Source organism: Achromobacter sp. (assembly GCF_057314935.1).
Genome location: NZ_DBHKZA010000046.1, coordinates 5162 through 24667, shown reverse-complemented (window position 1 = coordinate 24667; position 19506 = coordinate 5162). Strand labels below are relative to the sequence as shown.

The 19506-nt window shown below is 65.8% G+C and carries 18 protein-coding genes; 10 read left to right on the top strand and 8 right to left on the bottom strand.

Going from position 1 to position 19506, the window contains the following annotated elements:
• The first annotated feature begins 25 nt into the window (after positions 1 to 25).
• The 6 genes from gsiB (at position 26) to ACO6D5_RS17775 (ending at position 7424) form a co-directional block, all read left to right on the top strand.
• A complete protein-coding gene (gsiB, locus tag ACO6D5_RS17800; RefSeq protein WP_315846090.1) occupies positions 26 to 1579 on the top strand; it encodes a glutathione ABC transporter substrate-binding protein GsiB in 1554 nt (517 codons plus the stop codon).
• A gap of 88 nt (positions 1580 to 1667) precedes the next feature.
• Entirely contained in the window at positions 1668 to 2588 is a 921-nt protein-coding gene (gene gsiC, locus ACO6D5_RS17795) for a glutathione ABC transporter permease GsiC (protein WP_315132272.1), read from the top strand.
• 7 nt (positions 2589 to 2595) lie between these two features.
• Positions 2596 to 3495, top strand: coding sequence for a glutathione ABC transporter permease GsiD (gsiD, locus tag ACO6D5_RS17790; RefSeq protein WP_315846091.1), 900 nt, complete (start codon positions 2596 to 2598; stop codon positions 3493 to 3495).
• A gap of 184 nt (positions 3496 to 3679) precedes the next feature.
• Positions 3680 to 4774, top strand: coding sequence for a P1 family peptidase (locus tag ACO6D5_RS17785; protein WP_315846092.1), 1095 nt, complete (start codon positions 3680 to 3682; stop codon positions 4772 to 4774).
• 20 nt (positions 4775 to 4794) lie between these two features.
• Positions 4795 to 5619, top strand: coding sequence for a M55 family metallopeptidase (locus tag ACO6D5_RS17780; protein ID WP_315846093.1), 825 nt, complete (start codon positions 4795 to 4797; stop codon positions 5617 to 5619).
• A gap of 14 nt (positions 5620 to 5633) precedes the next feature.
• The gene (locus ACO6D5_RS17775; protein WP_485826087.1) at positions 5634 to 7424 is read left to right on the top strand and encodes an aminopeptidase P family protein; all 1791 of its coding nucleotides are present in this window, start codon (positions 5634 to 5636) and stop codon (positions 7422 to 7424) included.
• Positions 7425 to 7506: 82 nt separating this feature from the next.
• Here the strand turns inward: ACO6D5_RS17775 and ACO6D5_RS17770 are convergent, their stop codons facing one another.
• Positions 7507 to 8505: a hypothetical protein gene (locus tag ACO6D5_RS17770; RefSeq protein ID WP_485826086.1), complete on the bottom strand. Its 999-nt coding sequence runs from the start codon at positions 8503 to 8505 to the stop codon at positions 7507 to 7509.
• Between the two features lie 221 nt (positions 8506 to 8726).
• Here ACO6D5_RS17770 and pyrG point away from each other — a divergent pair, with 221 nt between their 5' ends.
• The 4 genes from pyrG to ftsB all read left to right on the top strand — a co-directional run bounded on the left by pyrG (position 8727) and on the right by ftsB (position 12695).
• Positions 8727 to 10379: a CTP synthase gene (pyrG, locus tag ACO6D5_RS17765; RefSeq protein WP_006223886.1), complete on the top strand. Its 1653-nt coding sequence runs from the start codon at positions 8727 to 8729 to the stop codon at positions 10377 to 10379.
• Between the two features lie 216 nt (positions 10380 to 10595).
• Positions 10596 to 10880, top strand: a complete 285-nt coding sequence (locus ACO6D5_RS17760; protein WP_006223888.1) for a DUF1330 domain-containing protein — start codon at positions 10596 to 10598, stop codon at positions 10878 to 10880.
• Positions 10881 to 10884: 4 nt separating this feature from the next.
• Positions 10885 to 12171, top strand: coding sequence for a phosphopyruvate hydratase (eno, locus tag ACO6D5_RS17755; protein ID WP_006218107.1), 1287 nt, complete (start codon positions 10885 to 10887; stop codon positions 12169 to 12171).
• Positions 12172 to 12242: 71 nt separating this feature from the next.
• Complete coding sequence (gene ftsB, locus ACO6D5_RS17750) at positions 12243 to 12695, top strand: cell division protein FtsB (protein ID WP_315846096.1); 453 nt, start codon at positions 12243 to 12245, stop codon at positions 12693 to 12695.
• Positions 12696 to 12704: 9 nt separating this feature from the next.
• Here the strand turns inward: ftsB and ACO6D5_RS17745 are convergent, their stop codons facing one another.
• From ACO6D5_RS17745 to ACO6D5_RS17715, 7 genes are all read right to left on the bottom strand, one after another.
• A complete protein-coding gene (locus ACO6D5_RS17745; RefSeq protein WP_485826085.1) occupies positions 12705 to 13445 on the bottom strand; it encodes a TadE/TadG family type IV pilus assembly protein in 741 nt (246 codons plus the stop codon).
• 88 nt (positions 13446 to 13533) lie between these two features.
• Positions 13534 to 14463 carry an Hsp33 family molecular chaperone HslO gene (gene hslO, locus ACO6D5_RS17740; RefSeq protein ID WP_006223891.1) on the bottom strand — a complete coding sequence of 310 codons (930 nt, stop codon included), beginning with the start codon at positions 14461 to 14463 and terminating at the stop codon, positions 13534 to 13536.
• A gap of 73 nt (positions 14464 to 14536) precedes the next feature.
• Positions 14537 to 15058: a gamma carbonic anhydrase family protein gene (locus tag ACO6D5_RS17735; RefSeq protein WP_006223892.1), complete on the bottom strand. Its 522-nt coding sequence runs from the start codon at positions 15056 to 15058 to the stop codon at positions 14537 to 14539.
• Positions 15059 to 15062: 4 nt separating this feature from the next.
• Complete coding sequence (locus tag ACO6D5_RS17730) at positions 15063 to 16829, bottom strand: acetate--CoA ligase (RefSeq protein WP_485826084.1); 1767 nt, start codon at positions 16827 to 16829, stop codon at positions 15063 to 15065.
• A gap of 129 nt (positions 16830 to 16958) precedes the next feature.
• Entirely contained in the window at positions 16959 to 17831 is an 873-nt protein-coding gene (locus tag ACO6D5_RS17725; protein ID WP_315846099.1) for a UDP-2,3-diacylglucosamine diphosphatase, read from the bottom strand.
• Between the two features lie 103 nt (positions 17832 to 17934).
• The gene (locus ACO6D5_RS17720) at positions 17935 to 18843 is read right to left on the bottom strand and encodes a DUF2167 domain-containing protein (protein WP_485826083.1); all 909 of its coding nucleotides are present in this window, start codon (positions 18841 to 18843) and stop codon (positions 17935 to 17937) included.
• Positions 18844 to 18992: 149 nt separating this feature from the next.
• The coding region (locus tag ACO6D5_RS17715; RefSeq protein ID WP_485826082.1) for an RDD family protein at positions 18993 to 19506 on the bottom strand (514 nt) is incomplete at its 5' end.

Below are 19506 nucleotides of genomic sequence, written 5' to 3'. Positions count from 1 at the left end.
TCCATTATCGGAACCAGGAGTTGCAATGATGAAAGTTCTGCGCCCCACCAAGCTGATGGCCGCCGCCGCGGTGGCCTTCGGTGTGCTCACTTCGCCGTTGGCGTTTGCCGCCAAGGACGTGACGTTTGCCGTCTCCATCGCACTGGAAACGCTTGACCCGTACAACACCAACAGCACCCTGAACCAGGCGGCCGGCAAGGCCTACTACGAAGGCCTGTTCGAATTCGACAAGGACCTGAAGGTCCAGAAGGTCCTGGCGACCGATTACACCGTCAGCGAAGACGGCCTGGTCTACACGTTCAAGCTGCGCCCCGGCGTGAAGTTCCATGACGGCACCGACTTCAACGCCGAAGCGGTCAAGATCAACTTCGATCGTCCGGCCAACCCGGACAACCGTCTGTCGCGTTACATCCAGTTCAGCGTCATCGAAAAGATCGACGTGGTTGATCCGCTGACCGTCAAGATCACGCTGAAGAAGCCGTTCTCGGCCTTCATCAACGCGCTGGCCCACCCGGCCGCCATGATGATCTCGCCGGCCGCCCTGGCCAAGTACGGCAAGGAAATCGGCTTCCACCCGGTGGGCACCGGCCCGTTCGAATTCGTCGAATGGAAGCCGGCTGAATACCTGAAGGTCAAGAAGTTCGACGGCTACTGGAAGAAGGGCTACCCGAAGGTCGATACGCTGACCTTCCGTACCGTGACCGACAACAACACCCGCGCCGCCGTGGTGCAGACGGGCGAAGCGCAGTTCGCTTTCCCGGTGCCGTTCGAACAGGCCGCCGTGCTCTCGAAGAACGACAAGCTGGACGTGGTCGACCACAAGAACTCGATCATGGCCCGCTACCTGTCGATGAACACGCAGCAAAAGCCGTTCGACAACGTCAAGGTGCGTGAGGCGATCAACTACGCCATCAACAAGGAAGCCCTGGCCAAGGTCGCTTTCTCGGGCTACGCCACCATCGTCGACGGCGTCGTGCCGACCGGCGTGGACTTCGCGCACAAGACCGGCCCGTGGCCGTACGACATCAAGAAGGCCAAGGCCCTGCTGGCTGAAGCCGGCTACCCCAACGGCTTCGAAAGCCAGCTGTGGTCCGCTTATAACGACGGCACCTCGGTGAAGGTGGTCCAGTTCCTGCAGCAGCAACTGGCGCAAGTCGGCATCAAGGTGTCGGTGGAAGTGCTGGAATCGGGTCAGCGCGTGCAGCGCGTTCAACAGGTGCAAAAGCCTGAAGACGCCAAGGTCCGCATGTACTACGCCGGCTGGTCGTCCTCGACCGGTGAAGCCGACTGGGGCCTGCGTCCGCTCTTGACCACCGCCGCGTTCCCGCCGGTGCTGAACAACGTGTCGTACTACTCGAACAAGTCGGTGGACGACGGCATCCAGGAAGCCCTGGCCACGACCGATCGCGCCAAGAAGACGGAAATCTACAAGAACGTTCAGGAAACCATCTGGAAGGACGCCCCGTGGGCCTTCCTGGTGACCCAGAACAACCTGTATGTGAAGTCGAAGAACCTGTCGGGCGTGTACGTGGAACCGGACACCTCGTTCTGGTTCGGCGACATCGAACTGAAGCAGTAAACCTAGCTTCACTCTCGGGGCCTTCGGGCCCTTGTAAGGCCACATACGGCGGGGGCGCGGTGTCCCCGCCGATGTTGCAGGAATTTCAATGCTGACCTACATCGTCAAACGTCTTTTGGGCATGATCCCCACGCTGCTGCTGGTAGCCGTGGTCGTGTTCCTGTTTGTGCACATGCTTCCGGGCGACCCGGCGCGACTGGCCGCGGGCCAGGAAGCCGACCAGCAAACGGTTGAGCTGGTGCGCAAGGAACTTGGGCTGGATCTGCCCCTGCCGCAGCAGTTCGTGCGCTATTTCAGCCATATGCTGCAAGGCGACCTGGGTACCTCGCTGCGTACCAAGCGCCCCGTCTCGACCGAGATTTCCGACCGCTTCATGCCCACCTTGTGGCTGACGATGGCCAGCATGGCGTGGTCGGTGACTTTCGGCATGATCATCGGGATCGTGTCGGCCGTCTGGCGCAACCGCTGGCCCGACCGCCTTGGCATGACGCTGGCGGTGTCAGGCATCTCGTTCCCCGCGTTCGCGCTGGGCATGATGCTGATGCAGGTGTTCTCCGTGAACCTGGGCTGGTTGCCGACCGTCGGCGCCTCAAGCTGGAAACACTACATCCTTCCGTCCATCACGCTGGGCGCCGCGGTGGCCGCCGTGATGGCGCGCTTCACGCGAGCCTCGTTCGTGGAAGTCATCCAGGAAGACTTCGTGCGGACCGCCCGCGCCAAGGGCCTGACCGAACGCCGCGTCGTGATCAAGCACGCGCTGCGCAACGCGCTGATTCCCGTCGTGACCATGATGGGCCTGCAGTTCGGCTTCCTGCTGGGCGGCTCGATCGTGGTCGAGACCGTGTTCAACTGGCCCGGCCTTGGCCGTCTGCTGGTCGACGCCGTGACCCAGCGCGACTATCCGGTGATCCAGGGCCTGGTGCTGCTGTTCTCGCTGGAATTCATCCTGATCAACCTGATTGTCGACGTGCTCTATGGCGTCATCAATCCCAGTATCCGTTACAAGTGAGGCGGCCATGAGCAATACGACACCCGCCACGACCATCGCCGCCGTTCCCAAGAACGATGTGCGCACGCCCGCCACCGAGTTCTGGCGCAAGTTCAAGAAACAGAAGCTGGGCGTGGGCGCCGGCATCTTCGTCCTGCTGCTGGTCGTGGTCGCGGTCTTCGCGCCGTGGATCGTGCCGTTCGACGCCGAGAACTTCTTCGACTACGACGCGCTGAACGCCGGCCCGTCGTTGACCCACTGGCTGGGCGTGGATTCGCTGGGCCGCGACATCTTCAGCCGCATCGTCATGGGCGCGCGGATCTCGCTGGCCGCGGGCTTCCTGTCGGTCGCCATGGGCGCCGTCGTCGGCACCTTCATGGGCCTGATGGCCGGCTACTACGAAGGCTGGTGGGAACGCATCACGATGCGCATCTCCGACGTGCTGCTGGCGTTCCCCGGGATGCTGCTGGCCATCGGCGTGGTCGCCATCCTGGGCTCCAGCATGGTCAACGTGATCGTGGCCGTGGCCGTGTTCAGCGTGCCGGCGTTCGCCCGCCTGGTGCGCGGCAACACGCTGTCGATCAAGCAGATGACCTATGTCGAAGCGGTCAAGAGCGTGGGCGCGTCCGACTGGACGATCATCATGCGCCACATCCTGCCCGGCACGATCTCGCCGATCGTGGTGTACGGCACGATGCGCATCGGCACGTCGATCATCACTGCGGCCAGCCTGTCCTTCCTGGGCATGGGCGCATCGCCTCCCACGCCGGAGTGGGGCGCGATGCTGAACGAGGCGCGCGCCGACATGGTGATTGCCCCGCACGTGGCGATCTTCCCGGCACTGGCGATTTTCCTGACGGTTCTGGCCTTCAACCTGCTGGGCGATGGCCTGCGCGACGCGCTCGACCCCAAGATCGACCGCAAGTAAATGAGTGCCTCGCCGCGCCGGGCCGCCCCTTTCGGGGGGCAGCTACCCCGAAAGGGGGCGGCGTCAGGGGGCAGACTCTTCTCGCCGCCGTCCTCGTTTGACTCACGCGCCCCATTGGGCGGGCGTGAGCCGGGCGAAGGGCGGCGGCGTTTTGCATCAAGGAGCGTGGCGACACGCGGCAACCATGGATAAACAAGCGCACGAATTTCCCCGCATCGGCGTGCTGCCGTCGGGTCCGCTGGATACGATCTGCGACGTGGGCGACGTCACGGTCGGGCACTGCACGCTGGCCGATGGCCCCCTGCAGACCGGCGTGACCGTGGTGCGCCCGCACGGCGGCGACCCCTATCTGGACAAGGTGCCCGCCGCCGCGACCATCCTGAACGGCTTCGGTAAAAGCACGGGCCTGGTCCAGGTGCAGGAACTGGGCGTGCTGGAAACGCCCATCGCGTTGACGAACACCTTTGGCGTGGGCACCGTCGCCAACGCGCAGATCCGCCAGGCGGTGGCCGCCAACCCCGGCATCGGCCGCGGCATGGCGACCGTCAACCCGCTGGTCTTCGAATGCAATGACGGCTATTTGAACGACATCCAGGCGCTGGCGGTGCAGGAGTCGCACTACGCAGACGCCTGCGCCAACGCTGCCAAGCCGTTCGCGCAAGGCGCGGTGGGCGCGGGGCGCGGCATGTCCTGCTTTTCCTTCAAGGGCGGCATTGGCTCGGCGTCCCGCGTGGCCGCCATCCAGCCCGGCCTGCGCTATACCGTGGGCGCGCTGGTGCTGTCCAACTTCGGCCGCTTGCCCAACCTGACCGTGGCGGGCAGGCCATTCGGGCGCCGGCTGGCCGATCAACTGGACCGCGGCCTGGCGCAGCAAGGCGAAAACGCGGTGATCGTGCCGGAGAAGGGCTCCATCATCTTGCTGCTGGCCACGGACGCGCCGCTGGACGCACGCCAGTTGCGCCGGCTGTCCTTGCGTGCCGGCGCCGGCCTGGCGCGCACCGGCTCGGTGTTCGGCCATGGCAGCGGCGACATCGCACTGGCTTTTTCCACCGCCTATACGATCCCGCAACTGGCCGAGCAGCCGATGCCGGCCGTTGCGATGCTGCATGAAACGCGCATCGACCCCTTGTTCGAAGCGGCCGCCGAGGCCTGCGAACAAGCCATCATTTCCGCGCTGTGGCATGCCGATGGCGTGACCGGGCGCGACGGCCATCACCGCGCCGCCATCCGCGACGCGGCGCCCCAGTGGCGCCAGTGGCTGTCCGACACCGCATTCTGAATCCCCTGAGGACTGATCCCATGAAGATCCTGATTTCCACCGATATCGAAGGCGTCGCCGGCGTCTTCCATGCTGAACAAGTCCGTGCCGGCAACGGCGAATACGAGCGGGCCCGCGCCTGGATGACCGCCGAGGCCAATGCGGCCGTGCAAGGCGCGATCGCCGGCGGCGCCGAAGAGATCCTGGTCAACGACTCGCACGGCGGCTTTCGCAATCTGCTGCCCGACGGCCTGGACGAACGCGCCCGCCTGGTGCTGGGCAAGCCGCGCTACCTGGGCATGATGGGCGGCCTGGAAGAAGGCTGCGACGCGGTCTTCATGATCGGCTACCACTCGCGTTCGCAGGGCCGCGGCATCCTGGCCCACACGATCAACAGCTTCGCGTTCTCGCGCGTGTTCATCAACGGCATGGAACTGGGCGAAGCCGGCCTGTACGGCGCGCTGGCCGGCGAGATGGGCGTGCCCGTCATCCTGGGCACGGGCGACGACGTCTTCATTTCGGAAACCCGCGACACCTTTCCCGGCGCCGAATGGGTGCAGACCAAAGTGGCGCACGGGCAGGGCAGCGGCATCACCCTGTCTCCCGCGGCGTCCCGCCGCGCCATCGCTGCCGCGGCCGAAACCGCCGTGCGCAGCTTCAAGAAGCAGCCCCCCGTTCCTTTCCGCATCGCCGCCCCTATAGAATGCCGGTTGCAGACGCAGAGCGCGGCGCTCGCCGACCTGTTCTGCATGTGGCCCACGCTGGAACGCGTGGACGGCGTCACCTTGCGATTCACGACAGATAGCATGCAGGCCGCCGTCCGTACGCTGAACAGCCTGGCCGCCATGTCTTTCATGTTGCGCTAAGGATCCCATCCCCCATGTCTAGCACCGACGCCCGTATCGCCCAATTGCGGCAGGCCATGAGCCGCCGCGGCCTGTCCGCCTATATCGTCCCGTCTTCGGACCCGCACCTGTCCGAGTACCTGCCGGCGCGCTGGCAAGGGCGGCGCTGGCTGTCGGGTTTCACGGGGTCGGTGGGAACCCTCGTCGTCACGGCCGATTTCGCCGGCCTGTGGGTGGACAGCCGCTACTGGGTGCAGGCCGAGGCGCAACTGGCCGGCACGGGCGTGCAACTGATGAAGATCGCCCTGGCCTCGACCCCGGGGCACGTGGACTGGCTTGCCGCCAACACGCGGGCGGGCGACGTCATCGGCGTGGACGGCCAGGTGCTGGGCCTGGGCGCCTTCCGCGCCTTGTCGGTAGCCGCAGCCGCCTCCGGCGCCACGCTGGAGATCCGCGCGGACCTGTTGGACGAGGTCTGGACGGACCGCGCCGGCCTGCCGGACGCGCAGATCTATGAGCACGTGGCGCCCGAGGCCTGCGTGAGCCGTGCCGACAAACTGGCGCAAGTGCGCGAGGGCATGCGCGCGCATGGCGCCGACGTGCATTTCATCTGTACCGTGGACGATATCGCCTGGCTGCTGAATCTGCGCGGCGCTGATGTGGACTACAACCCCGTGTTCGTGGGCCACGCGCTGATAGGTCTGGACCACGCCACGCTGTTCGTGGCCGACGGCAAGGTCGACGACGCGCTGCGCGCCACGCTGGCCGCCGACGGCGTTGAAGTGGCGGGCTATGCCCAGGCCGCCGATGCCCTGGCCTCGCTGGAACTCGACCAGAAGCTGCTGATCGACCCGGCGCGCGTGACCTGCGGCGTGTTCCATGCCATGAACCCGGCCGTGCCGCGCATCGAGGCGATCAACCCGTCCACGTTGCTGAAGTCCCGCAAGACCGACGCCGAACTGGCCCATGTGCGCCAGGCGATGGCGCAGGACGGCGCGGCGCTCTGCGAATTCTTCGCCTGGTTCGAAAGCGCGCTGGGCAATGAAACCATCACCGAACTGACGATCGACGAGCAGATCACCGCCGCCCGCGCGCGCCGTCCGGCCTATGTCTGCCCCAGCTTCGCCACCATTGCCGGCTTCAATGCCAACGGCGCCATGCCGCATTACCGCGCCACGCCGGAATCGCATGCCACCATCGAAGGCGACGGCCTGCTGCTGATCGATTCGGGCGGCCAGTACCTGGGCGGCACCACCGACATCACCCGCGTGGTTGCAGTGGGTTCGCCCAACGCCGACCAGAAGGTGGACTTCACGCTGGTGCTCAAGGGCATGATCGCGCTGTCGCGCGCTTCGTTCCCGCGCGGCACCCCGTCGCCCATGCTGGACGCCATCGCGCGTGCGCCCATTTGGGAAGGCGGTGCGGAGTACGGCCATGGGACCGGACACGGCGTGGGCTACTTCCTGAACGTGCATGAAGGCCCGCAGGTCATTTCGTACCGCGCCATGCCGGGTCCGCACACGGCGATGGAGCCGGGCATGATCACGTCGAACGAACCGGGCATCTATCGCCCGGGCCGTTGGGGCGTGCGCATCGAGAACCTGGTGGCCAACCGCAGCTGGCTGACGTCCGAACTGGGCGAATTCCTGTGCTTCGAAACGCTGACCCTGTGCCCGATCGACACACGCTGCATCGAGCCGTCGCTGATGCGCGCCGATGAAACCGCCTGGCTGAACGACTATCACAAGACGGTGTTCGAGCGCCTGTCGCCATTGGTCGAAGGCGAGGCGCTGGCCTGGCTGACGCGCCGCACCGCAGCGATCTGATCTTCCGGTCGAGCCCATGAAAAAGGCCGCGGGCGCTATGCCCGCGGCCTTTTTCCTTGTGGGGATTTCGCGCTGGCCGGCGTCAGGCTTCCTGCGGGGGCGTTGCGCGCGGGTAGAACAGGAGCCTGCCGACCAGGCAGCCCAAGGCCAGCAGCACGGCGTAGGCCAAGAGCGCCACGACGGGCGCCATAGGCGATAGCGCCGCGCGTATCAATTGGTCCCAGGTCATCGCCCGGGCGGCCAGGAATCCGATGCCGACACCCAGTGCCTGGGCCAGCCAGAACGCGAGCGTGCCGTGGACCACCGCCTGGCCCAGACGCGCCGCGCCGATGGCGCGCGGCAGGATGTTCAGGCAGAGCACGGCGCAGAGCGCCAGCAGGATCGCGGGCAAGGCCAGGTAGCCCAGCAGGAACTCCGTCCAGCCCGCGCTCAGGGACTGCATCTGCAGGAAACCGCCCAGCGCGATCGAGACGCTCAGTTGCCAGATCAGCACGGTCAGCCCGGCGATCCAGGCCGCATGGCGCCGCTCATAGGCGGGCCCGCCGGCCGGGCCGGCGGGTTGCACCGTCCAGGCGGCAATGCGCACGATGACGCAGATGCCGATGATCTCCAGCACGATGGTCACGACCCGCACGATGAGGCCCAGCGCCAGGAACTGGCCGACGATGCCGATGCCGAACCGGGCCTCCAGCATGTCCCGGTTGTTCATGACGAAGCCCATCAGCGCGTTATGCAGGAAGGCCATGCCGGCGGCCACGGCCAGCGTGTAGACCAGCAGCAACGCGATGAAGGTGCCGAACAGCTTGCGGGGCTCGTCCACGGCCGTCGTGTTGTGGCGCTCAAGCCAGCGGCGCATGGCGCCCCAGGTGGTCAGCCCGGCGATCGCCGCCGCTGCGGCGATATGCGCCAGGAGCGGGGCCAGGAATTGAGGCTCGGTATGCATCTCCCGCATTTGCAGGGACTGCGGTAAACCGAACATCGTGTAGGTCTGGACTACGGCGGCATACGCCAAGCGCAGGAAAACGGCGGTCAGCGCCAGTCGCCACGCGAGCGAGGTGGGGGATCGGGCGAGATCGGTCATCGGCAGGGGCGGGAAGTGTTGAGAAAAAACAGCAGTCAAAAAATTAGGGATCGAACATAGCACGACGCTGCGCCGCGCCATGCAACGCGCTGGCCGCCGCTACGTTTCGAGTGCTGCTAAATGTTACGCGTCATCGCTAGGGGAAAACCCAAATAACCTTCGCCTCCCGGCTATAATCCAAATTTCCCGCACGCGCCCGCTCGTCCCGGGTGCTCATTACGATGACCAAATACGTATTTGTCACCGGCGGAGTGGTGTCTTCCCTGGGCAAGGGCATCGCCGCTGCGTCGCTCGCCGCCATCCTCGAGTCGCGTGGTCTGCAGGTCACCATGCTGAAGCTCGACCCGTACATCAACGTCGATCCGGGCACGATGAGCCCCTTCCAGCACGGTGAAGTGTTCGTCACGGAAGACGGCGCCGAAACCGATCTGGACCTGGGCCACTACGAGCGCTTCATCTCCGCCCGCATGCACAAGGTGAACAACTTCACTACGGGCCAGATCTACGAATCGGTGTTGCGCAAAGAGCGCCGTGGCGACTACCTGGGCAAGACTGTCCAGGTGATTCCGCACATCACCAACGAAATCCAGGACTTCATCGCCCGTGGCGCCGAAGCCGGCTGGAACGGCAACACGGACGTCGCCATCGTCGAGATCGGCGGCACCGTGGGCGACATCGAGTCCCTGCCTTTCCTGGAAGCCGCTCGCCAGATGAGCCTGCGCATGGGCCGCAACAATGCCGCCTTCGTGCATCTGACGCTCGTGCCCTTCATCGCCTCCGCCGGCGAACTGAAGACCAAGCCCACGCAGCATTCGGTGCAGAAGCTGCGCGAAATCGGTATCTACCCGAACGCGCTGCTGTGCCGCGCCGACCGTCCCATCCCGGACGACGAGCGCGCCAAGATCTCGATGTTCTCGAACGTGCCCCTGGACGCGGTCATCTCCGTCTGGGACGCCGATTCCATCTACAAGATCCCGGCCATGCTGCACAAGCAAGGCGTGGACAACATCGTCTGCGAAGCGCTGGGCCTGACCCCGCCGCCGGCCGATCTGTCCATGTGGGACAACCTGGTCGAAGCGCTGGAGCACCCGCAGCACCAGCTGACGATCGGCATGGTCGGCAAGTACGTCGACCTGACCGAATCGTACAAGTCGCTGACGGAAGCGCTGGTCCACGCCGGCATCCACACGCGCTCGAAGATCAACATCGAGTACATCGACTCGGAAGACATCGAAACCCGCGGCACCGACCAACTGAAGCATCTGGACGCCATCCTGGTTCCGGGCGGCTTCGGCAAGCGCGGCACCGAGGGCAAGATCGCCGCCATCCGCTACGCCCGTGAAAACGGCGTGCCGTACCTGGGCATCTGCCTGGGCATGCAGCTGGCCGTCATCGAGTTCGCGCGCCACGTCGCCGGCCTGGGCGGCGCCAACAGCACGGAATTCGATCCGTCCGCACCGCACCCGGTGGTGGCGCTGATCACCGAATGGATGGACCGCGAAGGCAAGGTCGAAAAGCGCGACAACACGTCCGATCTGGGCGGTACCATGCGCAAGGGCGCGCAACGCGTGCCGATCAAGGCCGGCACCCGTGCGCAGACCATCTATGGCGATGAAGTGAACGAGCGTCACCGTCACCGCTACGAGGTCAACAACGTCTACGTGCCGCGCCTGGAAGAGGCCGGCATGGTGATCAGCGCCCGCACGCCGTCGGAAAACCTGCCGGAAATGATGGAATTGCCCGACCACCCGTGGTTCGTGGGCGTGCAGTTCCACCCGGAGTTCACCTCCACGCCGCGTGACGGCCACCCGCTGTTCTCCAGCTATATCCGCGCCGCCATCGAGCAGAAGGCTCGCCGCGGCCAGGGGGCCTGATGCGCGTCCGCGGTCTCGAGTTCCGCATGCGGATCCTCGGGGTCGCGGGCCCGTCCCCCAGCGTCGGCCTGTACGGCGGCGCTGCTTTCGGATACAACCAATTAGCATCGGATATGCGTCGCCGTGCCGCTTTAAGCGACACTGGCGGCGTTGCCGTATCTGGCGCCAGCTATCCGCTATAGATACCTAACAACGCAACTGCCCTGAAGGAACCCCATGAGTGCTTACCTCATCGCCGACGTCACGGTGACCAAGCCCGCGCAATACGAGGATTACAAGCGTCTGTCCACGCTCGCCATGCGCGCGTACGATGCCAAGATCCTGGTGCGTGGCGGAGAGTCCAAGCACCTTGAGGGCCGTGAGCCTGGCCGCACCGTCGTCATGGAATTTCCGTCCATGGCCGCCGCCCAGGCCTTCTACGACTCCTGGCAGTACCGCCGTGCCCGCAACGCCCGCGAGGGCGCGGCCGTCATGAATATGTTTATCGTTCAGGGAATGTAAAGTCATGAGTGCAATCGTCGATATCATCGGCCGCGAGATTCTGGATTCGCGCGGCAACCCCACCGTGGAATGTGATGTGCTGCTGGAGTCCGGCGCCATGGGCCGCGCGGCCGTGCCGTCCGGCGCCTCCACGGGCGCCCGCGAAGCCATCGAGCTGCGCGACGGCGACAAGAGCCGTTATCTGGGCAAGGGCGTGCTGCGCGCCGTTGAAAACCTGAATACGGAAATCTCCGAAGCCCTGATGGGCCTGGATGCCCAGGAACAGACCTTCGTCGATCGCACGCTGATCGAGCTGGATGGCACCGAGTCCAAGGAACGCCTGGGCGCCAACGCGATCCTGGCCGCCAGCATGGCCGTGGCACGCGCCGCCGCCGACGAATCGGGCCTGTCCCTGTACCGCTACTTCGGCGGCAGCGGCCCCATGAGCATGCCCGTGCCGATGATGAACGTCATCAACGGCGGCGCGCACGCCAACAACACGCTCGACCTGCAAGAACTGATGATCCTGCCGGTCGGCGCAGGCAGCTTCCGCGAAGCCCTGCGTTGGGGCGCTGAAGTCTTCCACATGCTGAAGAAGCTGATCCACGGCCAGGGCATGTCTACGGCCGTCGGCGACGAGGGCGGTTTCGCGCCCAACGTGCCCAGCCACGAAGCGGCCATCCAGCTGATCCTGAAGGCCATCACCGAAGCCGGCTACGAGCCGGGCACGCAGATCGCCCTGGGCCTGGATTGCGCCAGCTCGGAGTTCTACCGCGACGGCAAGTACACGCTGGCCGGCGAAGGCGGCATCTCGCTGTCCTCGCAGGAATTCACCAACCTGCTGGCCACCTGGTGCGACAAGTACCCGATCATCTCCATCGAAGACGGCATGGCCGAAAACGATTGGGACGGCTGGAAGCTCCTGACCGACCAGTTGGGCAAGAAGGTGCAGCTGGTGGGCGATGACCTGTTCGTCACCAACACCAAGATCCTGCGTGAAGGCATCCAGAAGGGCGTCGCCAACTCGATCCTGATCAAGATCAACCAGATCGGCACGCTGACCGAAACCTTCGCCGCCATCGAAATGGCCAAGCGCGCCGGCTACACCGCCGTCGTGTCGCACCGTTCGGGCGAAACCGAAGACTCGACCATCGCCGACATCGCCGTGGCAACCAACGCGATGCAGATCAAGACGGGTTCGCTGTCCCGTTCGGATCGCATGGCCAAGTACAACCAGCTCCTGCGCATCGAGGAAGAGCTGGCTGAAGTGGCGTCGTATCCTGGCCTGGAAGCTTTCTACAACCTGCGTTGATGGGAAGCGCGGCAGCGGCGCCTGGCGCCGCCGCCGCATCCGCGCCACGACTGCTCTGAGGGTTCTCGCGTATGCGCCTGTTGTTCCTGGTGCTGTTCGTGCTGGTCGGCTTGATCCAATACCCGCTGTGGCTGGGTAAGGGCGGCTGGTTCAAGGTCTGGGATCTGCAACGCCAAGTGGCGGAGCAGCGCGAGACCAATGAAGGCCTGCGCGCGCGCAATGCCGCGCTGGAAGCCGAAGTGCGGGATCTTGAAGGCGGCTCAGGCGCCATCGAAGAGCGCGCCCGCGGCGAGCTCGGCATGATGCGTGATGGCGAAGTGTTCGTGCATATCCTGCCGCAGAACACGCAGCCTCCCGCCGCCGGCGCGTCGCTGGCGGCTGACCCCGCGGCCAAACCCCCCACTGCCACGCGCGCCAGCGCGCCGGCTGCCAAGCCGCCCGCCAATCGGGCCGCCAGCCCTGCCGCCAACCCGACGGCGCCCAAACCGGCCACGCCGGCCAACAACGCCACGACCCGCCACTGAGGTTTTTCCTCAGGGGCAGCGGGCGTCGCGGCAGGCGCCGACCACCATTCCTTCCGGTTGAGGCGTCTTGCCCGACCAATCCACCGGATGCGAGTGCATCTCCATTTCCAGCTCCACCCGGATCGGCAGTAGACCGTGTGCACGCGCCACGCCTGCATAGCTGGCGGCGTCGCGTCCCAAGGCCGCCAGCAGCATGCGCACGGGCGGCAGCAAGGGCCGGTGCAGATAGGTCAGGCGCAATTTCAACGTGTTCGCATCGAAGATGCTCAAGCCCCCGGGCGGGGGAGGCCGGCGTGCGTGCTGCAGGTCCTGGTAGTCGTTGTCGATGGCGCGCAAGCCTGGCGCCGCTGTCACTGTGAGCCCGGCGCGGCCGTGCTCGCGGAAGGCGCGGGCACCGGGCTGCAGGATTTCGATGCGCCAAGGAGTCAGGCCGGTCAGCGCCGCGATGCCGGCCTGGGCGTGTTCCCGACGGCGCCGGGCGTCGACTTTGCCCGCCACGCCTTCCCCGCCGGCGTGCAGCGGCAACAACGCCTGTTGAAAAGCCTGCCGCATGCGGGCGGGATTGCCGTGCGCCGTTGCGCCCGCGCGGGCGGCTTCAATCAGCGCCAGGTACGCCATCTGGCGTACGGCCTGCCAGCGGGCGGCGTCGATCGCCAGCAGGCCTAGCAGCAACACCACGGCGCCGGCCAAGGCGAATTCGATGGCGGCGGCGCCCCGCTGCCGCGGGCAGGCAAAGAAAAAGGCGGTCATGGCTGCGCAGTGTGGCGCGGGCATGACCGCCCGTCGATACGGACAATCCGAAGGGGTGAAACCGTCCCGCCAGGCGGGACGCGGGGAATCAGTGCACGGTCGGTGGCGCGTCGTCGGCCGGGGGCTGGTTTGGCGCAAACAGGGTGGCGCAGTCGACCGCGTCGAACTTATAGGGCTTGCCGCAGAAGTCGCATGACACGTCCACCTGGCCGCGCTCGGCCAGGACACTGTTGACTTCCTCTTCGCCCAGCGAACGCAGCATGCTTGCCACGCGCTCGCGGGTGCAGGGGCAGTGCCAGCTGACCGTCACCGGATCGAACGCCAGCAGGGTGTCTTCCCAGAACAGGCGGTGGATCAGTGTGTCGATCTCGGCTTCCAGCAGTTCGTCGCGCTTGAGGGTACTGGCCAGCGCGTTGGTGCGGTCCCAGGTTTCCGCGGCGGCCTGCTCGGTCAACAGCGGCGCATCCGTGCCGCCATGGAAAGGCAGGCGCTGGATCAGCATGCCGGCAGCGTGGTCGGCGTCCGCCGCCAGCCACAGGCGCGTGTCCAGCTGTTCGGACGCCTTCATGTAGTGTTGCAGGGCCTCGGCCACCGTCTCGCCTTCCAGCGGCACGATGCCCTGGTAGGCCTGCTGGCCCGGCAGCTTGCGCTGCGGGTCCAGCACCACGATGAAGCGGCCGGCGCCGCCCGGGTTCAGCAGGCTTTGCATCGTGCCGTCGGCGGGCACGTCATGGCCTTCGCGCACTTTGACGGTGGCGCGCAGGCTCAGGTCGGAGCGGCATTCCACCACCAGCAGGGCGATGGGGCCGTCGCCCTGGATCTGGAGCACCAGCGAGCCCTCGAACTTGATGTTGGCGGCAAGCAGGGTGGACGCGGCCACCAGTTCGCCCAGCAGGTGGGTGATGGCGGGCGGGTAGTCGTGGTTGGCCTGGACGGCCTTCCAGGTCGCCTCAAGGCGCACGGCCTGGACGCGGACGCTGCGGTCTTCGGTAAGGTATTTTTTGAGCTGATCGGTCATAGCGGAATGTTAGCCGATCAGGGGCGCGATTCCCCCTGCTGGCAGCAGGGGGTTCAACGGCGCCCTGGGGCGTTCAGGCCAGCCGTTTCAGGGCCGTCTTGTAGTGTTGGCCCCGCGCCACGTAATGGGCGGTATTTTTGTGCAGATTGGCGATTTCCTCGTCCGAGAGCTCCCGGACGATCTTGCCGATGCCGATCACCAGCGAATTGTCGGGAATGATCCGGTCTTCGGGGATGATCGCGCCGGCGCCGATCAGGCAGTTGCGCCCGATGACCGCATTATTCAAGACGATGGCCTGCATGCCCACCAGGGCGCCTTCGTGGATGGTACAGCCGTGCAGCATGGCCTGGTGGCCCACCGTCACATTGGGGCCGATCGTCATGGGACAGCCGCTGTCCACGTGCAGGACGCTGGATTCCTGGATATTGGTGCCGTGGCGGATCAGGATGGCGTCGTTGTCGCCGCGGATCGATACGTTCGACCAGATGCTGACGCCGGCTTCCAGCGTGACGTTGCCGATGATGTCGGCACTGTCGGCCACATAGGCGGCGGGGTCGATGCGGGGGATCAGGTCGTCAAGCTGGTAAATGGGCATTGCCTCAGGTCTCCGGTTGCTTCTCGGGGCCGCCGTGGGCCACGTCGATGTCGACGGCCGCGGTCGCGGCAGGTGCCGCCGTCACCGGGTCTGCCGCAGCGACAGGCGCCGGGGCGGCGGCGCGGGCGCGCGCTTCTTCGCGCAGGCGCAACACGCGGCGCTGGATCTTACCGGTGGTGGTCATCGGCAATTCGTCGACGAATTCGATCTCTTTCGGGTATTCGTAGGGCGCCAGCCGTTCGCGCACATGCTCCTGCAGGTTCTCGATGACATCGGCGCGGTCGCGGTGGGCGAACTCCGGCGTCAGCACGACGTAGGCCTTGACCAGGGCGCCGCGCTCGGCATCCGGCTTGGGCACGACGGCGGCATTGGCCACGGCGGGATGCCCGATCAGGCAGCTTTCGATTTCGCCCGGACCGATCCGGTAGCCGGACGACTTGAATACATCGTCGGCGCGGCCGGCATACCAGAGGTAACCGTCGGCATCCAGGGTGGCCAGATCGCCGGTCAGGCACCAGTCGCCCTTGAATTTGGCCTGGGTGGCCGCTTCGTTGCGCCAGTAGCCCAGGAACATCACAGGATCGGGGTAGCCGTGGATGTCCAGCCGGTTGACGGCGATTTCGCCGGTCTCGCCGGCGGCCACGGGCTGGCCGTCATCGTTCAGGACCGCGACCTGGTGGCCGGGGTAGGGCCGGCCCATGCTGCCGGGGCGGGCGGGCCAGCGCTTCTGGCTGTTGCCCACGACGTAGTTCATCTCGGTCTGGCCGAACATTTCGTTGGGCGTCACGCCCAGCGCCGACTGGCACCATTCAAAGACGGTCTCGCCCACGCTTTCGCCCGCGCTCATGATGGAGCGCAGGGCCAGCTGGTAGCGGTTGCGGGGTTCCGGCACCGCCTTCATCATCATCTTCAGGGCGGTGGGGAAGAGGAAGGTGTTGGTGACCTGATAGCGTTCCAGCAGCTCGAACGCGCGCTCGACGGAAAAGCGCCCGCGCGTGCCCACGATGGGATGCCCGAAATACAGGGTGGGCAACAGCGCGTCCATGATGCCGCCCGTCCAGGCCCAGTCGGCTGGCGACCAGAACACGTCCGCAGGCTTGGGGAACCAGTCCTGCGAGGCCACGAAGCCGGGCAGGTTGCCGATCAGCACGCTGTGCGGCAGCAAGGCGCCCTTGGGCGCGCCGGTGGTGCCCGAGGTATAGAGCAGGATGGCGGGGTCCGACGAGCGCGTCGGGATGGCCTTGAATTCGCTGGGCTGGCGGGCCAGCAGGCTGCGCCAGGGCAGCACGCGCTCGTCGGCGAAGCCGATGCCGATGATCTGCTGCAGGTTGGGGCAGTTGTCGCTGACGGCCAGCAGGTTGGCGCTGGAGGCGTGGTCCACGATGGCGACGCGGGTTTCCGAGTCGCGCAGGCGGGCTTCCAGGGCCTCGGGGCCGAACAGGGCCGACAGGGGCAGCACGACGCCGCCAACCGTGTAGATGGCCATGTGGGCGACGACGGTTTCGGGGCGTTGCCCCAAAACGACACCGACCCGATCGCCGCGGCCCACGCCCATTTTCACCAGGCCGTTGGCCAATTGGTTGACGGCCTCGGCCAGTCGGGCATAGGTCCAGACCTCGCGGTTGCCGGACTCATCTTCGTAGTAGATGGCAATGCGCCGCGCATCCGGACTACTGGATGCCCAGCGGTGGCAGCACGCATCCGCAATGTTGAACTGGGTGGGTACCAGCCAGCGGAATGATTGGTAGAGCGCCTGATATTGGTCGTTCATGGCCCTATGTTGTAAGCATGTTGCAGCTGCGTGAACGGGCCAACTCGCCCGTTGCCTCAGATGCAAGCATGACCTAGAGGGCCGTGAACTGCAATATCCCCGTTGCGTAATGGGGACGCATACGGGTTATTACGGGTGTTTGCTTTGGCGGCGCAGTGCGGAGGGCAGGGCGGGCAGGGACAGCGAACGCGGGGGACGGGCGACCGGTTCCGCCTGCCTTTCGGCCTGGATGGCGGCCCAGTCCAGCAGCTGCAACTGGCCATCATGGGTTTCGGCCAGGGCGGACAGGCTTTCCACCCAGTCGCCGTCATTGCAGTACAGGATGCCGCCCACGTCGCGCAGCTCGGCCTTGTGGATGTGCCCGCAGACCACGCCGTCCAGCCCGCGGCGGCGCGCCTCGCCGGCCAGCGCCTCTTCGAAATCCGTGATGAAGGAGACGGCGTTCTTGACCTTGTGCTTCAGGTATTGCGACAGGGACCAGTAGTGCAGCCCCAGGCGGTGGCGCAGGCGGTTGAAATGGTGGTTGATCCACAGCGCCAGTTGGTAGAGGCCGTCGCCCAGATGGGCAAGCCAGCGGCTGTGCTGGATCACGCCGTCGAACTGGTCGCCGTGCAGCACCAGCAGGCGCATGCCCTTGGCGGTCACGTGCACGTCCTCGTCCAGGATCTCGATGTCGCCGAACGCGTAGCCCGCGAATTCGCGCGCGAATTCGTCATGGTTGCCGGGGATGAACACCACCCGCGTGCCGTTGCGCGCCTTGCGCAGGATGCGCTGGATGACGTCGTTGTGCGCCCGCGGCCAGTGCCAATGCTTGCGCAGCTGCCAGCCGTCCACGATATCGCCCACCAGGTAAAGGGTGTCCGAATCGTTGTGGTCCAGGAAATCGAGCAGGAATTCCGCCTTGCACCCGGCAGTGCCCAGGTGAATATCGGAAATCCAGAGAGCACGCCAGTGCGCAGGTCGGATTTCGTTCACGGTCGCTTCCATGTGGGCTGTCGTCATGCCTCAGGATGAAATCATCCGGCGATGACGGGCGTATGAAGAAACCGTGACGCTGTTGTGACGGTGGCACGGCGCCGGGCGCGGCCACCGTCACAGGCAATGCTCAGGGCTGCGGCGTGCCGGCCTTCTTGCCGCGCAGGCGCTTCCACAATCCGCCGCCCAGCGCAGCCGCGGCCAGGATGCCGACCTTGGCGAACTTGGCCAGGAAGGCGGCGATCACGGCGAACAGCCCCAGCTTCTTGGCGGCCACGCCGGCCACCAGGGCGGCCAGGCCGTATTCCGCGACCTTGTCGGTCGAGGAATCGAAGTCGGCGTAGCGCTTGCCGTCCACGTAATTCAGGTTGTCCAGCAGCGCCAGCACGGCGGTCTTGTCCTTGGGCACCAGGCTCTGCTGGGTGATGAGATCCAGCGTGATGTAACCGTCACGGCCCAGCGCGTAGGTGTTGTAGTTGACCGTCGGATCCTCTCCGGCTTCGGCGCCCTTGTGCTTGGCCGCTACCGACCAGACCAGCCGCTGCGTGTTGCTGTCGTACTTGGGCGCTTCAACCCAGCCGTCCACCGTCAGCTCCGGGAAGCCGCGCTTCTTGCGCTCTTCGTTGGACTGTTCGGTGCCTTCCCGCAGGCTGTCCAGCAGTTCGCTGACGTTCCAGTTGCGCGCGTCGTCGTCCTTGATGTAGCCGGCCTTGTCGAAGTTGACGGTGACGACCCAGTCGTCATCGTCGCTCTTGGGCATGACCACGCCCAACAGCGACGGATCCTTGCCGTTGCCGTAGGCCTGCATCAAGCGCTCGGCCTGGAAGCGCGGGACGAAGAACATGTTCTGCGGCAGGTGAACCACCGCCTGATCGCCCAGCTTCACATCCGCCGGCCCCTGCTGGGCGGCGGCGAAGGCGGCTTTCGTGGCGGATTCGATTTCCTGCTGGGCTGACGCGTTCTGGGCCGAGGCGCCGGACGGCAGGAAGAGCAGGGCGCTGGCGGCGGCCAGCGACAGGCGGGAAATGAAAGCGCGCATGGGAGTCTTGAGGCGTCTGTTTAACGGGGCCTCATTGTCTTTGCGGGCGACTTTCAACTTTCTGAAAGCAGGCGGCCAAATGGCCGCATGGTTTTGCTATTTGTAATGGTTTGTGTTTAGCGCGGCGCGGTGATGGGTGGGTTGCGCCCTCAGCGCGCCTTCTGGCGCTGCGGCGCATTGCGCAGGCGCGTGCCCAGGATGCGGTCATGCAGGAACTGGCCGTCGGGGTCGAGCCAGGACCAGATGAATATCGTGAAGGGCGCGGCCACGATGAACATGTCCACCGAAGCCCAGCCGGTCAGGTTGGCGGCGCCCCAGACCACCGCCGCGCCCGCAAGCACCAGCGGCCAGACCAGTACGTAGCGCAGGATCAGGCGGGCGGTGCTTGGCGTGTTGCCGTCCCGGTCGACGAGCCGGATGTTCCAGGTCTTCATGGGCAGCGTCTGGCCGCGGCGGCGCCAGCACAGCACGAAGTAGGCGCCGATGGCGGTGAACAGCCAAGCCTGCCGCGCCCCGCGAAGCTCCAGCGCATTCTTGCTCTGCGTCAGCGTATCCAGCAGGTAGCCCGCCAGGAACACCACGCCGAACAGCAGCACGGCTTCGTACATCATGCAGGCGAATCGGCGCAGCCGATTGGGGGTCTGGTCAAGAAAGGCGTCGGTC

Coding starts and splice junctions, on each gene's coding strand:
- gsiB (WP_315846090.1), top strand. CDS start 26: ATGATGAAAGTTCTGCGCCCCACCAAGCTGATGGCCGCCGCCGCGGTG.
- gsiC (WP_315132272.1), top strand. CDS start 1,668: ATGCTGACCTACATCGTCAAACGTCTTTTGGGCATGATCCCCACGCTG.
- gsiD (WP_315846091.1), top strand. CDS start 2,596: ATGAGCAATACGACACCCGCCACGACCATCGCCGCCGTTCCCAAGAAC.
- ACO6D5_RS17785 (WP_315846092.1), top strand. CDS start 3,680: ATGGATAAACAAGCGCACGAATTTCCCCGCATCGGCGTGCTGCCGTCG.
- ACO6D5_RS17780 (WP_315846093.1), top strand. CDS start 4,795: ATGAAGATCCTGATTTCCACCGATATCGAAGGCGTCGCCGGCGTCTTC.
- ACO6D5_RS17775 (WP_485826087.1), top strand. CDS start 5,634: ATGTCTAGCACCGACGCCCGTATCGCCCAATTGCGGCAGGCCATGAGC.
- ACO6D5_RS17770 (WP_485826086.1), bottom strand. CDS start 8,505: ATGACCGATCTCGCCCGATCCCCCACCTCGCTCGCGTGGCGACTGGCG.
- pyrG (WP_006223886.1), top strand. CDS start 8,727: ATGACCAAATACGTATTTGTCACCGGCGGAGTGGTGTCTTCCCTGGGC.
- ACO6D5_RS17760 (WP_006223888.1), top strand. CDS start 10,596: ATGAGTGCTTACCTCATCGCCGACGTCACGGTGACCAAGCCCGCGCAA.
- eno (WP_006218107.1), top strand. CDS start 10,885: ATGAGTGCAATCGTCGATATCATCGGCCGCGAGATTCTGGATTCGCGC.
- ftsB (WP_315846096.1), top strand. CDS start 12,243: ATGCGCCTGTTGTTCCTGGTGCTGTTCGTGCTGGTCGGCTTGATCCAA.
- ACO6D5_RS17745 (WP_485826085.1), bottom strand. CDS start 13,445: ATGACCGCCTTTTTCTTTGCCTGCCCGCGGCAGCGGGGCGCCGCCGCC.
- hslO (WP_006223891.1), bottom strand. CDS start 14,463: ATGACCGATCAGCTCAAAAAATACCTTACCGAAGACCGCAGCGTCCGC.
- ACO6D5_RS17735 (WP_006223892.1), bottom strand. CDS start 15,058: ATGCCCATTTACCAGCTTGACGACCTGATCCCCCGCATCGACCCCGCC.
- ACO6D5_RS17730 (WP_485826084.1), bottom strand. CDS start 16,829: ATGAACGACCAATATCAGGCGCTCTACCAATCATTCCGCTGGCTGGTA.
- ACO6D5_RS17725 (WP_315846099.1), bottom strand. CDS start 17,831: ATGACGACAGCCCACATGGAAGCGACCGTGAACGAAATCCGACCTGCG.
- ACO6D5_RS17720 (WP_485826083.1), bottom strand. CDS start 18,843: ATGCGCGCTTTCATTTCCCGCCTGTCGCTGGCCGCCGCCAGCGCCCTG.